The 13,772-nt window shown below is 68.6% G+C and carries 12 protein-coding genes; 3 read left to right on the forward strand and 9 right to left on the reverse strand.

Features of this window, described 5'->3' with window-relative positions; translation table 11 throughout:
• Window positions 1–68 precede the first annotated feature (68 nt).
• The 5 genes from RUU78_RS19620 to RUU78_RS19640 all read right to left on the reverse strand — a co-directional run bounded on the left by RUU78_RS19620 (window position 69) and on the right by RUU78_RS19640 (window position 6,002).
• Window positions 69–2,903 carry an AAA family ATPase gene (locus tag RUU78_RS19620; RefSeq protein ID WP_313919329.1) on the reverse strand — a complete coding sequence of 945 codons (2,835 nt, stop codon included), beginning with the start codon at window positions 2,901–2,903 and terminating at the stop codon, window positions 69–71.
• Complete coding sequence (locus RUU78_RS19625) at window positions 2,896–3,597, reverse strand: hypothetical protein (protein WP_313919330.1); 702 nt, start codon at window positions 3,595–3,597, stop codon at window positions 2,896–2,898. Before RUU78_RS19625 ends, RUU78_RS19620 begins: the two co-directional genes overlap by 8 nt.
• Window positions 3,590–4,954 (reverse strand): hypothetical protein, encoded by a 1,365-nt coding sequence (locus RUU78_RS19630; protein WP_313919332.1) that lies wholly within the window; start codon window positions 4,952–4,954, stop codon window positions 3,590–3,592. The genes RUU78_RS19625 and RUU78_RS19630 overlap by 8 nt, the downstream gene beginning before the upstream one ends.
• Before the next feature lie 381 nt (window positions 4,955–5,335).
• Window positions 5,336–5,728 carry a YchJ family protein gene (locus tag RUU78_RS19635; RefSeq protein ID WP_313919333.1) on the reverse strand — a complete coding sequence of 131 codons (393 nt, stop codon included), beginning with the start codon at window positions 5,726–5,728 and terminating at the stop codon, window positions 5,336–5,338.
• A gap of 76 nt (window positions 5,729–5,804) precedes the next feature.
• Window positions 5,805–6,002 (reverse strand): hypothetical protein, encoded by a 198-nt coding sequence (locus RUU78_RS19640; RefSeq protein WP_313919334.1) that lies wholly within the window; start codon window positions 6,000–6,002, stop codon window positions 5,805–5,807.
• Between the two features lie 200 nt (window positions 6,003–6,202).
• On the opposite strand from RUU78_RS19640, the gene RUU78_RS19645 reads away from it, so the two are divergent.
• Window positions 6,203–6,598, forward strand: coding sequence for a hypothetical protein (locus tag RUU78_RS19645; protein WP_313919335.1), 396 nt, complete (start codon window positions 6,203–6,205; stop codon window positions 6,596–6,598).
• Window positions 6,599–6,615: 17 nt separating this feature from the next.
• Here RUU78_RS19645 and RUU78_RS19650 read toward each other — a convergent pair whose 3' ends face one another.
• The gene (locus RUU78_RS19650; protein WP_313919336.1) at window positions 6,616–6,978 is read right to left on the reverse strand and encodes an EF-hand domain-containing protein; all 363 of its coding nucleotides are present in this window, start codon (window positions 6,976–6,978) and stop codon (window positions 6,616–6,618) included.
• A complete protein-coding gene (locus RUU78_RS19655; protein WP_313919337.1) occupies window positions 6,975–8,240 on the reverse strand; it encodes a TCR/Tet family MFS transporter in 1,266 nt (421 codons plus the stop codon). The genes RUU78_RS19650 and RUU78_RS19655 overlap by 4 nt, the downstream gene beginning before the upstream one ends.
• A gap of 182 nt (window positions 8,241–8,422) precedes the next feature.
• Here RUU78_RS19655 and RUU78_RS19660 point away from each other — a divergent pair, with 182 nt between their 5' ends.
• Together RUU78_RS19660 and RUU78_RS19665 are read left to right on the forward strand one after the other, a co-directional pair.
• Window positions 8,423–10,585 (forward strand): protein-disulfide reductase DsbD domain-containing protein, encoded by a 2,163-nt coding sequence (locus tag RUU78_RS19660; protein ID WP_313919338.1) that lies wholly within the window; start codon window positions 8,423–8,425, stop codon window positions 10,583–10,585.
• Entirely contained in the window at window positions 10,582–11,196 is a 615-nt protein-coding gene (locus tag RUU78_RS19665) for a thioredoxin family protein (protein WP_313919339.1), read from the forward strand. Before RUU78_RS19660 ends, RUU78_RS19665 begins: the two co-directional genes overlap by 4 nt.
• A gap of 199 nt (window positions 11,197–11,395) precedes the next feature.
• Here the strand turns inward: RUU78_RS19665 and RUU78_RS19670 are convergent, their stop codons facing one another.
• Window positions 11,396–12,718, reverse strand: coding sequence for a PQQ-dependent sugar dehydrogenase (locus RUU78_RS19670; protein ID WP_313919341.1), 1,323 nt, complete (start codon window positions 12,716–12,718; stop codon window positions 11,396–11,398).
• Between the two features lie 95 nt (window positions 12,719–12,813).
• Entirely contained in the window at window positions 12,814–13,683 is an 870-nt protein-coding gene (locus RUU78_RS19675; RefSeq protein ID WP_313919343.1) for an NAD(P)-dependent oxidoreductase, read from the reverse strand.
• Window positions 13,684–13,772 lie beyond the last annotated feature (89 nt).

Below are 13,772 nucleotides of genomic sequence, written 5' to 3' on the forward strand. Positions count from 1 at the left end.
TCCACCGCGCTCCTGTCTCGGGGTTGTCGCTCATCAGCTGACGCCATTGGCCGCCGCCGTGTTTAGTCTCAGCGCCGCGCGGCCCGCGTCTCGACTGCGCCTGTTTCCCGTTCTGCCGGCGCACGCTTGAGCACCGCCACCGGCTCGGCCCAGGTGCTGGCCGGGCGCCGCTTGGTCGTCGTCAGCACCAGGTCGGTCGGATGGAACACGTTGAGGTTGTGGGTGATCGGCGTGGTCAGGATGTATTGCGCTTCGGTCGCGCGCAGGAAACTTCCCACTTTCTCGATGTTGAAAACGTCGAGATGGGCGAACGGCTCGTCGATGAAGACGAAGCCGCCCGGATGCGTCTCGTCACGCAGCAGTGCGACCAGCAGCAGCAGCGATTTCATGACCTGCTGGCCGCCGGAGGCTTCGCCGTCGTCGAGGCCGATCCATCCCTTGCGGTCGAAATCGAAGCGCACGCTCAGGCCGGCCTGGGCCAGCGCGATGTCGTCATTGGCCAGTTCCGGCTGGTCGACCTCGACGCTGATGCCGGACAGCTCGCCGAGCGCGCGCAGGTTCCTGGCGTACTGGCGCACGGTGGCGCGCAGCACATTGATGTAGGCGCCGCGCGCCTCGTCGGTGATGCGCCGCGCGCGGTTGAGATGCGCCTCACGCCGTCCCAGAGTGGTTTCCAGCGCTTCATGATCGGCGGCGATCTTGTCGCGCAGCGCGACGCAGGACGCATCCATGACAAAGCCGCCGCGCTCGATGCGCTGGGCGATCTTTTCCAGCTCGCGCTGGACTTCGTGCTCGGTCTCGAATTCCGCGAGCGCGGCGGCAAGCGCGTCGGGATGACGCCAGGCGGGCGGCATGAGGCGGCGCTGATGGCGGTAGTCGAGCGCGCGGCGCACGTATTCCTGGCGATGCCGCGCAAGCTTCTGCTGGTTCTCCTCACGCTCGCGCTCGAGCAGTTCGCGCCGCGTGCGCCGCTGGCCCGCATCGAGCTCCTCGCGCTTCTGCGTCTCACGCGCGGCATCGACCGCGTCGCGTGCCGCGCTGAGCGCGTGCGCGCTGTCCTGCGCGGCCTGCTGCAGGGCCGGCAATGCTTCGGCGGCGGAAGCGAATTCGACTGCACGCGCCGCGAGTTCCTGCGCCGCGTCGAGCTTGAGCAGGCGCGCCTGGTTCGCGTCCAGGCGCTGTTCGAGTTCGGCGCGTTCGCGCCGGCGCGCCTCCTGCGCGGCGGTCAGCTCGCCGCGTTCGCGCTGCAGATCGCGCAGCCGCGATTCGCGCGCACTGGCGCCGAAGTTGCGTTCGTCGGTGCCGATATGACGACCGCCGCGGTGTTCGCGCAGATAGCCCTTCGGCGTGATCCAGTCCTGTCCGGCCGGCAGTTGCATGCCCTTGGTCACGTCGGCGACACGGCGCAGGCGATCCAGCTGGCGCGGCAGCCAGGCCGGCGGATCGGCGGAAAAGCGCAGCACTTCCAGCAGCGACCCCGGCGTCGCGGCGGTTGCGGGTGCGCGCTCGGCGACGACGAAATGGCGGTACTGCGCCTGTTCGCCGAGTCCGAACGCGACCTTCGCGTCCGACGGCGAAGCCAACAGTACGAGGTGACGGTACGGCTGCAGGACCGCTTCGACGGCAGCCTCCCAGGCTGGATCGGTGACCTCGACCGCGTCGGCGAGCATGCGGTGCGCCACGCCCGCGCGTTCCAGCGCGCCGCGGAATTCGCGCTCGAACCCGGGCATGAAGCGCTGGCCGCTCGCGAGTGCGGCGATGTGCGCGTCGAGCTCGCCCGCGCGTTCGGCGGCGTGTTCGTCGGCGAGCCTGATCTGCGCCTGGCGGCGCCGATCGGCTTCGACCGCGCGCAGCAGCTGCGCCAAGTCGCCGGCGCCCTGGCTCGCGGCCAATTTTTCCAGTTGTTCACGGCGCCGGTCGATCTGCTCCGCATCGCGCGCCGCATCGCGCGCGGCGAGGAACGCCGCTTCCGCGGCCAGCGCCTGCGACTGGGTCTCGCGCAAGGTTTCCGCGACCGTGACCAGGCGCGCGGCAGCCGCAGTCTCTTCGGCGTCCAGCGCACCGGCGCGGCGCAGGCAATCGCGCAGCGCGCGGCGCAGTCCGGTCAGCTGTGGACGGCTACCGTCGAGGCTGGCCTTGCGTTCGGCCAACGCCACTTTCGGAGCGACCTCGGCCTGCAGGCGCTGCCTGTCGCGCTGCAGCTCGCCGTATTCCTCGAACGAACGCACGTCGGCCTTGGCTGCTTCCAGGCGGGTATGCAGCGAGGCGAGGTCCTGCCCCAGCGCCTTGAGTTCCTGCTCGGTCGCGAACTGTTCGGAACGCGCGCGCTGGTAGTCGTCGAGCACCGGTTTTTCGCCGAAGACGTCCCAGACCAGCTGCAGCAGTTCGCGCGGCGGGTACTGGCACAGCTTGTCGGTCGCGCCCTGCTCCAGCGTCAGCACGCGGCGTATCGCGCGTGTGAGTCCGGCGCCTTCCAGGCGTACGCGATAGTCGCGCAGGACTAGCCATTCACCGCCCTGCGCCTCGATCGTCTCGACGCCGATGTCGCCGCCGAGGATCTGGTAATCGCGCGTCCAGTCGCCGCCTTTCTTGCGGATCCGGCAGGCCAGCGTGACTTCGGATTCCATCAGCGGGAAGAACGGCCGGCGTCCGTTGCGGTCGGGCCGGTTGCTGACCACGCCGCGCAGCCAGGCGAACGGCTTGCCGTTATGGCGCAGATAGGTCTTGTAGTCACGCGCGGTCTCGCGGTCCTCGATCGCGAGCAGCGTGCGCAGCGCGTCGAGCAGCGTGGTTTTTCCTGAGCCGTTCGGGCCGACCACGGTGACGATCGCCGAGTCCAGCGGCAGTGTGAAGCGCTGCCAATAGTCCCAGTGCACGACTTCGAGTGCGCGGAATTCAAACATGGTCGGTCTCCGTCGCATCGCGGTCGTCGTCGACGTCATCCGCCGCATCGGCTGCGGCCTCGCGCCGCGCCTGCTCGACCACGAAGGCCAGCGCACCGTCGAGCACGCGCCGTGCCGTGCGTTCGTAATCGAACGCGAGATCGAGCAGCGGTCCTTCCTGGATGCGGTCCTTGCGCCTTACGATGAAACCATGGCGCGCGAGCACGCCGAGATTCATGTTCAGGCGCATCTTGCCGCCGAGCTTGTCGCCGAAATCGGCCAGCAGCGTCCGTTCGGCCAGCGGTTCGGCGACTTCCGCGCCGACCGGCACGGGCTTCATCTCGGCGAAGATCTGGCCCTGTTCCTGGTCGCGGTCGACCTCGACGCGGCGGATCTGGCGCTGGCGTTTGGGAAGAATCAGCAAACTCCACAACACCACGAGCAACGCGATCGCGTCGCGGTCCAGATCGAGGTTGCTCGCCGACCAGGCCTTGGGACCGGCGAACACGGCGGCTTCCTGCGCTTTGGCCACGGCGAGCGCGACGTGCCCCGCATACGGATGGTCGAGGAGGCGCAGGCCGACGGCGGACAGACGCCGGTCCAGCTCCTCGCGAAAGCCGGCATCGGTCAGCGCCTGGCGCGCGAGTTCATCCTCGCGCGGCAACCAGCGCTCGGACAGCAGGCGCGCGATCAATGCGGCCACGGGATCATTCATCGGTGACGTCCTCGCCGCGGGCGCCGGAAGGCGCCGCGGGTTGCTGCAGGTCAGGTGACGGCACCGCCGTTTCCGGCGAGCGGTCGGGATGCACGCGGCGCAGCCGGCCGGCGCTGATGCGCGCGACGCCGGCGCTGTCGATGTCCTCGAGCACGCCGCTGAGTTCCAGTCGCAGCGGCAGGCGCGCAAGCTCGGCCAATGCGCCGTCGCGTGCATGCGCGCCCGGATCGCCGAGCAGGCCGAGCAGCGACAGACGGTAGGCCGATGTGGCGAAATCCTCGCTCGGCACGAGCCCGGCCAGGGGCGCGTCGTCGACGAGCGCCGCCAGCTGAGCCTGCCAGCGCTGCGCAAGGACGTAATCGTTGCTCGCGATCGGCGCGTCGGCCTGTTCCGGCGCGGCGCGCGCGTCGGGCAAGGTCTCGACGATGCTGACTTCGCGCTCGCGCTCGACCAGTTCGAAGTCGGCCACATCGAGCGCGATGTCGCCGAGCACGAAGGCCGGCGCAAGACGCGCGGCCAGTACGTCGCTTGCGATCGCCGCGAGCGCGGCCTGGTCGAGACCACGCAGCCACTGGTTCACATCGGAGGACGACAGGCCGCTGCCGCCCAGGTGCACGCGGTGCCGGTCAAGCTGGTTCAGCGCACGCTGGAATACCGACGCCTGGCGCAGCATGGCGCTCTGTGCACGGCCGATCTGCTGCGCGACGCGGTGCGTGGCCGGATCGAGTTCGCCGTCCTGCGCGATCAGCCTGACGATGGCCGTGCCTTTCTCGACCCAGCGCCAGACCGATTTCAAGGTCGCCGCCGCGGCGTGGATCCGGTGCTCGGAACCGCTGAGCACGGCGCGGTCGAAATCGTCGCGCAACTCGTTGAGGCGCGACAGCAGGTGCTGCAGGTCGTCGCTGCCGACGCGGCCGGTCGCTTCGCCCGCGGCGATCTGTGCCGTGACATACGCGAGTTCGTCCCCCTCGCCCTGGAACTGCAGCAGCTGGCTCAGCGACGACAGCGCCTGGCGGCCGACCGGACTGACGCGATAGCGCTGCGTTTCCGCATCCCACGTCAGCAGCGCGTTCTCGCGCAGGCGCGCGAGCACGGTATCGAGCTTGGTCGCATCGACATAGGCGAAATGCTCGCGCAATTCCTGCGGGCTCCAGTCCGGTGCCGCGCCGCGCTCGCCGATCGTGCGCAGGATGAGCAGTCGCACCATGACCACGTCTTCGCCGCCGTGGAACAGCGTCGAAAAGGCACGCAGCAGTTCGCGCGCCTTGCGCAGCGGAAACAGGGCCGGGATATCGTTGGCGAGAAGGCCCGGACGCAGGAAATCCTGCAGGCCGTCATCGGACGCGGATGCGCTCACTGGTGTGCTGGCCCATACGTTTTCGAACGAAAGATTCCGGATGGATTGACCCGCTTCGCTGTTGAATACCGCTGCGAGACCAGGCGTGCCGAGGAGACATGCTGGCAGTACGGCGACGAGGCGCAACGACGTATCGCGGCGAACGACAACGGAATGTTCGGAAACGTATGGGCCGGCACACTCGGTATCGCAAACGGGAGGCAGCCGGCAATGGTCGGGCATGTGCGCCGGCATGGCAAGGTGAGGCGTTCGGCGCGCCCCACCTGCCGTCGCGACCAGCCGCACGTCATCGCGACCCGTGTCAGGGGTCTGCTGTCCTGGTTGGGAAATGAAACGACCGCGCGACGGTGCGAACCGCCCCGCCAGAACCTCGACGGGACATCACGTGTTCCATTCCCCCGCCACATAAAACCAGCGCCCACCCTCGCGCCGGAACCGGCTCAGTTCGCGCAGGCGCTGCATGCTGCCGCCGCCGACCTTGTACTTGGCGACGAACTCGACGAAGGCGTTGTCGGCGTCCAGTGGCTGGTAGCGCAGGATCTTCAGGCCGTGCCAGCGCGGCGCGGGTTTTTCGCCGGCGAGATTCAGCACGGCAGGACGGGTCGATGGATGCCAGCTGGCGAGAAGGTAGGTTTCCAGGCCGAGCGCATAGGCGCTGTAGCGCGAACGCATGAGTGCTTCGGCGGTCGGTGCGGGTTCGCCCGCGTGCAGCGGGCCGCAGCACGCGGCATAGGCGAGATCAGAGCCGCAGGGACAGTCGACGGGTTCGGTCATGGACGCACGCAGCCGGGAACGGCGCGCATTCTCGCCGCAATCGCCGCGGCGTCACAGGGCCCGCGAAGGCGACGGTTCAGGCCGGGCGTGCGCCCAGCAGTCGTGCCGGCAACAGCAGCAGCGCGCGCAGGAACTCAAACACCGCCGACAGCGTGATGCCGACGAGCCGGAACGGCAGGCTCAGCAGCCAGACCAGCGGATACAGCACCAGCGCGAGCAGCGCCAGCGGCCAGCACAGCACCAGAAGCAGCAGCCAGAGCAGGAACTTCAGCATGGCGCGCGCGGCCTCCGCCGGATGACGACGCGCCTAGCGTGGCAAAAGCCGACGCGGCGCAAACGTGCCGGAAGTGAGTATCCCTGCACCTGGGCCGCCGGGTCGTTCAGGGAATGCAACGGCGACGCAGACGCCATGTGCGTCGCAGATTTCGAGACGGTCGCCTGCGAGCCTGCACACCCACGCGGAGGTGTCCCTTTATGCACAAAAAGATTCCTTACACTGATCCACTCGTGGAACTGCTCGACTGCATCGAGGACGCCGTGCAGTTGCTCGCCTTCGACTATTTCGCCGCGGCCGGCGACGAGCTGCGCCGGGCCGACGCGCTGCTGCAGGGCGCGCTGTGCGACTGGCGCGGCGAGGATGCGGAACTCGCGCGGCGCTGGCTGCGCCAGGCCGTGCTGCCGGGCTGCAGCGGCGCAACGCCCGAACGCCGCGGCCATTGCGCCGGCGCGCTGTGGCGCGCGCGGCGCGCGGTGCGGCGGCACTGGCTGGCGCGACTCGGCGTCGCCTGGGATCCGTATGACACGGCGCTGGCCGCGCCCGGCTCGCGAACCGCGCTGATCGGCAAAGGGGAGAACAGGCCGGATGCCTGAGCCCGACTGACGCGGCTTCAGCGTGGTGGCGCACCGAGCTCGCGCGTGTCGAGGTAGCCGTTCCTGTTCGCGTCCTGGCGGCGGAAGACTTCCGCCAGCCGGGCGCGGTGCCGCGCGAGCGAGATCGGTCGCGTGTTCGGCCCGACCACGGCCGGATCGAACTCGTCGAGATCGACGATGCCGTTGCCGTTGTGGTCCATGCGCCGAAATATCTCGCTGAGCTTGTCCTGGTATTCGGCCAGGCTCACGCGACCGTCGCGATCGCGGTCGTATTCGCTGAGGTAATCCTGCGTCGAACTCGCGAACTGGCCAGCGGCCGGCGCCGCGCCGGCCATCGCCAGCATCAGCGCGGCGAACCGTAGCGCGGCGCCGGTCGTCATGGCCGCGCGGCGTCAGTGGCAGCGGCGGCGGCGTCCGCCGGATGCGTGGCTTTCCAGGCGACGGCCAGCGCCACGAGCAGCAACACGGCGGCGACGAGGAACGCGGCACCGGGCAGATGCCACGGCGCGTCCTTGTCGATGCTCCAGGCGAACACCTGAGTGTAGAGACCCGGACCGATGATGCCGGCGAGACTGGTCAACCCGGCCAGCGCGCCCTGCAGACGGCCCTGCTCGCTGGGATCGACCTGTCGCGTGACCAGCGCCTGGGTCGCCGGACCAGTGCAGCCCCACAGTGCGAGCAGCGGGATCGCGATCAGCGACGCCAGGCCGGTCGCGGCGATGCCTTGCCAGGCGAAGCCGAGCGCGCCGAACGCGAGACCGGCGTAGATCGCGCGGCGCTCGCCGAAACGCCGCACGATGCGGCCGACGAGCAGCGCCTGCACGATGCCGTTGCAGACCCCGACGAAACCGAGCGTAAAGCCGACCGCCTGCGGACCCCAGTCGTAGCGGTAGTCGGCATACAGCACGAACGTGGTGTTGAGCACGTAGTGCGCCAGCTGCGACAGGAACACCACGACGGCCAGTGCATACACTTGTGGATAACGCCGCAGCAGCAGCAGCGCGCCAAGCGGGTTCGCGCGACGCCAGTCGAACGTGGTGGTGCGCCGCTCGACCGGCAAGGATTCAGGCAGCACGAAATAGCCGTAGCAGAAGTTGGCCAGCGCGAGTCCGGCCGCGAGCCAGAACGGCAGGCGCAGGTCGATGTCGCCGAGCGTGCCGCCGAGCGCCGGGCCGAGCACGAAGCCGATGCCGAACGCCGCGCCGAGTGCGCCGAACGCGGCCGCGCGCTTTTCGGGCGCCGTGACGTCGGCCAGATAGGCGTTGGCCGTGCTGAAGCTTGCCGAGGTCATGCCCGAGAGCACGCGCGCGATCACGAGCCAGGGCAGGGTCTGCACGACGGCCATGAGGATGAAATCGAGTCCCAGGCCGAGGTTGGACAGCAGGATCACGGGGCGCCGGCCAAAGCGGTCGGACAATGCACCCTGGATCGGATTGCAGAAGAACTGCACGACAGCGAACACCGTCGCAATGACGCCGACCCAGTGGGCCGCCGAAATCATGTCGCCGCCGGCGATCTCCTTGATCAGACGCGGCAGCACCGGAATGATGATGCCGAAGGCGAGGATGTCGAGCAGGACCGTGACGAAGATGAAGGCCAGCGCGGCCTTGCGCGCGGGCGGTACGGAAGCGGGGACGTGCACGGCGTTTCCTGCGGTTTGCGGCGGCGCGCAGTCTAGCAGGCGCTGCCGACGGCCCGGCCCGCACGCTTCGGCGCGGGACGGCCTCGCTTCATCGCGACATCGGCGTCGGGTCAGGCAACACTCGCGCTAGCTTGCGGTCCTGTCTGTGCGCCGAGTCGGCGCGTACTGCCTCCGGAGTATCGATGCCCTCGTGCCTGCGAACCTTGTTGCTGCCGCTGCTGGGCCTGCTGCTGATGCCGGTCGGGACTCGCGCGGCCGTGGTCGCGACGGAGCACCTGAACGTCGAACTCGTGGCCGGGAAGACCGCCCTGGTCGCGGGCCGCGCGAACTGGCTGGGCCTGCGCCTGGACCACGAGGCGCATTGGCATACGTATTGGGCCAATGCCGGCGATACCGGCCTGCCCACCCGCTTCGAGTGGACCGTTCCGGCCGGCTGGACCGCTGGCGCCATCGACTGGCCCGCGCCGGAACGCCTGCAGATCGGCGAGCTGTTCAATTTCGGCTTTTCCGGTGAAAACCTGCTGCCGGTCAGTGTCGACGTCCCCGCCGATGCCCCCATCGGCAGCCCGGTCACGCTGCAACTGCGAGCCAACTGGCTGATCTGCAAGGAAGAATGCATCCCAGGCAAGGCCGAGCTGGCAATCACCTTGCCGGTTGCCGCCCCCGGCAGCGAGCCTGGCGATTCGGCCGCTGCGCCCGCACTGCGCACCGCGCTGGCGCAGCGGCCGGTTGACACCGACTGGACCGCCGCAGTCACCCCGACCGGCGATCGCATCGGAATCCGCCTGCGCGGCGACGGACTGCCCGCCGTCGCCGGCCTCGACGTGTTCGCGCTGCAGCCGCAGGTGCTTGCGAATGCACCGCCCCGGATCGCAGCCGACAGCGACGGCGTGCTGATCGAGGCGGCACGCAGCGACTATTTCACGACGGCACCCGCTCAGCTGGACCTCGTACTGGTGCAGCGCGACGCCGGCCGTGTTCGGGCATGGCGCGTGGCTGCGCCCTGGGCCTCGGATGCGGCCGCGGCACCGGTAGCAAGCACGCCGGGCGTTGCGGCGAGCACGATCGGCAGCGGCGCCGCCGGTGGCGGCGCAGTGGGCAGCGTGGGCCTGGCCCTGCTGCTGGCGCTGTTCGGCGGGGTGGTCCTCAACCTCATGCCCTGTGTGTTCCCGGTGCTGTCGCTCAAGGCATTGAGCCTTGCCGAGAACGCGCATGCGCCGGCCGCCGCGCGCCGCGACGGGCTGGCCTATCTCGCCGGCGCGGTCGCTGGCTTCGTCGCTCTGGCCGCGATCCTGCTTGCACTGCGGCAGGCCGGACAAAGCCTGGGCTGGGGCTTCCAGCTGCAGTCGCCGCTGCTGGTCGCGCTGCTGGCCTATCTCATGGTGGCGATGGGACTGAGCCTTTCCGGCGGATACATCATCGGCGCGCGCCTCGGCAGCGTGGGCCAGTCGCTGGCCGACGGCCACGGCACGCGCGCGGCGTTCTTTACCGGCCTGCTCGCCTGCCTCGTCGCGAGCCCTTGCACCGCGCCGTTCATGGGTCCGGCGCTGGGGTTTGCGCTGACCCAGTCCACACCGGTCGCGCTGGCAGTATTCGCTGCCCTCGGCGTGGGCCTGGCGCTGCCCATCGTCGTGCTGAGCTTCGTACCGGTGCTCGCGCGCTGGCTGCCCCGGCCCGGTGCGTGGATGGACACGTTCAAGCAGATCATGGCCTGGCCGCTGTACCTGACCGCGGTCTGGCTGGTCTGGGTGCTGATGCGCCAGGTCGGCGCGGATGCGACCGCGATGGTGCTGCTGGGCCTGGTAGCGCTCGTTGCCGCGCTACTGTTCCACGGTCGCGGCCAATTGCGCACGACACCGACAACGCGACGCCGGATCGCATTTGCGCTGTTGCTGCTGCTCGCGTTCGCCCCGCTATCGGTGGTGCGGACCCTGGCCGCGCAGCCCGGCAGCAGCGACAGCGACACCTGGCAAGCGTGGACACCGCAGCGCCTGGACGAACTGCGCCGCGCCGGCGAGCCGGTCTTCGTCAACATGACCGCGGCCTGGTGCATCACCTGTCTGGCCAACGAACGCGTGGCACTGTCGTCGGAGGGCTTTACCGGGCGCCTGCGACGCGACGGTATCCGCTATCTCAAGGGCGACTGGACCAGCCAGGACGCCGCGATCACCCGCTATCTCGCCGGCTTCGAACGCAGCGGCGTGCCGCTGTACGTGGTTTACCCGCGCGGCGGCGGCACGCCGGAAGTGCTGCCGCAACTGCTTACCCCTGGCCTGGTCGACGCCGCGCTCGCGCGTGCGGCGGCCGGAGCTTCATCTCCACCCGAAACCCGGAGTTCCCCATGAAACTGTTGTCTTCCCTGTTGGCCGCCGCCGTGCTTTCCGTTGCCGCCACGCCGCTGATGGCCAAGGTCGAGATCGGCCAGCCGGCCCCCTCGTTCAGCCTGACCGACAGCAACGGCAAGACCCGCACGCTGGAAGAATTCAAAGGCAAGACCGTCGTCCTGGAATGGACCAACGCCGAATGCCCGTTCGTGAAGAAGCACTACGGCAGCGGCAACATGCAGGCGCAGCAGAAAGAAGCGACCGGCGCCGGCGTGGTCTGGCTGGCGATCAATTCCGGCGCGCCGGGCAAGCAGGGCCAGGTCGAAGGCGGCGACGCCAACGAGCAGATGCAGATCGACCGCAGTGCGCCGACGGCATACCTGCTCGATCCCACCGGCACCACCGGGAGAGCCTATGGCGCCTCGACCACCCCCCACATGTACGTGATCGATGGCCAGGGCGTGCTGCGCTACAAGGGCGGCATCGATTCGATCCAGAGTGCCGACGCGGTCGACATCCCCAAGGCGACGCAGTACGTCAGGCAGGCGCTGGCCGAACTGTCCGCCGGCAAGCCGGTCAGCGTTCCCGTGTCGCCGCCCTATGGTTGTTCGGTCAAGTACGCGGCCCAGTGAGCTGTCGGGGGCGGCAACCCGAAGGCGACGTCGTACTGCGTCCTCCTTCGGGTAAAGCCGGCCCGGAGCACGTCGTCCGGCAGGCCGCAGAGCCAAACCTGCGGCAGTCCGATGAAACACCGCTACTGATGCGCCTGGCGAGGGTCGCGAGGTTCCGCGACCCTCGCTCAGGGCGATCTCAGGAGGACCAGCGCGGTCCTTACGGCTCGAAATCGTCGGCGAAGATGTTGTCCACCGAAATGCGGTGCACCTGGCCGTTCGAGCGCGTGATGTAGACATTGCCGTCCACATCTTCGCCGAAGCCGTAGATCGAGCCGCTGGCCAGGCCGGTCAGGCGGTTCACGCCGCCGGAGTCCCAGGTGGCGCCGGTGGATTCGGACCACCACAGGTCGCTGCTGCAGGAGTCGCCGTAGAAGTACGTGCCTCGCATGGCCGTGATCGGGCCGCGATAGACGAACCCGCCACTGACTGCACAGGCGCTGGTGTGGTTGTACTCGATGACTGGCGCGACGGTGGAGGTAGCCGACGGGCACGTGGTGCCACTGCCCGGGGTCGTGAAGTAGTGTCGCCCTTCGCAGCGGCTCCAGCCGTGATCGAGGCCGCCAGCGCCAGCGGCGCTGACGGTGATTTCCTCATACGAACCCTGGCCGACGTCGCCGATGATCAGGCGGTTGTCCTCGCGGTCGAAGCTGAAGCGCCAGGGATTGCGGAAACCCGCAGCCCAGATCTCATCGCAGGTATTGCTCGTGGGGACATGGGGATTGTTCGCCGGAATCGCGTATTCCGCCGGCGATATGCCGCTGGAACCACACATGTCGTTCGATACGGCGCCGCCGCGCGTATCGACGTCGATGCGCAGCATCTTGCCGAGCAGGAAATATTGAGTGCCCGACGGGTTGGTGCCACACGTGTTCCGGTTGCTGTCGGCCGGCTTCTTCCAGAGGCATTCCGCGAAACCGTGCGGATTGTTCTGGTCACCGCTATCCCCGGACGACACATAGAGATAGCCGTCGCTGCCGAAATGGATGTCGCCGCCGTTGTGATTGCCGGCGAGGTCCGGCAACCGAAGGATGATGGTACCGGCCGGATTGGCGACATCCGAGGTCAGCGACGGCACGGTATAGCGCGCGACGACCTGATCGGGCGTCGAGCCCAGGCGCGGATCGGCGCTGGGTCGCGAATAGAAGATGTAGAACTCGGTGTTGTTCGGCAGCGAGGGCTTGCCGAAGTTCGGATGGAAGGTCAGGCCGAGCAAGCCGCTTTCGCTCGAGGTCGTCACGCCGACGGTCAGGAATGCGGTCGGCAATACCGCACCGTTCTTGATGACTCGGATGTTTCCGCCCTTCTCGACGACGAACAGCCGGCCGCTGCCGTCATTGGGCGCACGCAGCGCCACCGGTGTGGAGAACGTGGTCGAGGCATTCGGCACGCGCGCGAGGAACAGGCCGGCTGGCGGCGCCGCCACCGTCGGAGCCGATGCAGCGGCCAGCAGGACGGCCGCGAAAACTGCGGTGAGGCGCATGGAGATCTCCGTTACGAAAAGAGCACCGTTTTACGCCTCGCCCCGTCACGAAACCAGTACGGCATCGCGTGGCCGTGACGGCGCGCACAACCGGATCAGACTTGCGGTCGCTTCAGCCGGATCAGCGCGGAAATATCGTCATCGGCGTAGCCGCGCGCCATGAGCTCGGCATAGTCGGCGAGCGATTTGTCGATGACGCTGCGGTCGGTGCCTGCGGCGAGGGCCAGTTCGCGCACGATGCCCAGATCCTTGTGCAGCAGACCGAGCTTGAAGCCAACGCTGAACTGGTTGGCGAGCATGGTCGCACCGCGCTTTTCGAGGAACCAGTTGCCGGCCGCGCCCGCGCCCAGCGTCGGCAGCAGCGTGGCGGCGTCCAGCCCGAGCGCTTCACCCAGCGCCAGGCCTTCGGTGACGGCCTGGGCGATGCCGGCGATCAGCACCTGGTTGACCGCTTTGGTGTTCTGGCCCGCGCCGACTGCGCCCATGTGGCTGATGCGCGCGGCATAGGCCTCGAGCACTGGCCGCACGCGGTCCAGCGCCGCGGCGTCGCCGCCGGCCATGATCGCGAGCTTGCCGTTCTTCGCGCCTTCGACGCCGCCAGATACCGGCGCATCGACGAAATCGCCGCCTGCGGCCTGCAGCAGCATGGCGGCCTGCTGCGCCGTGGCCGAGGACACAGTGGAATGGTCCACGACGACGCATCCCGCTTCGGCATTCGCCGCGATCGCTGCACTGACCGCGAGCACGTCCGCATCGGCGCTGACGCAAAGCACGAGCACATTGCAATAATGCGAAATTGTATCAATGCTCGCCGCGGCGACGCCGGCATGGTCCGCGGCGAAGCGTGCAGTCTTCTCCGGGCTGCGATTGGCCACGGCGGCGAGCAGGCCGCGCTGGTGCAGATGGGCAGCCATGGACCAGCCCATGGCGCCGAGGCCGACGAAACCGGCACGGATAGCTTGCATAGGATTCAACGCGAAGTACGGGAAGGGACCGCAAGCAAAGCGCATCGCAGCGGGTTTGCGCAAGTCCGTAAGCGGCTAGCGTGAACTGA

This window comes from Tahibacter sp., from assembly GCF_032229445.1.
In the GTDB taxonomy this organism is placed as follows: Bacteria; Pseudomonadota; Gammaproteobacteria; order Xanthomonadales; family Rhodanobacteraceae; genus Tahibacter.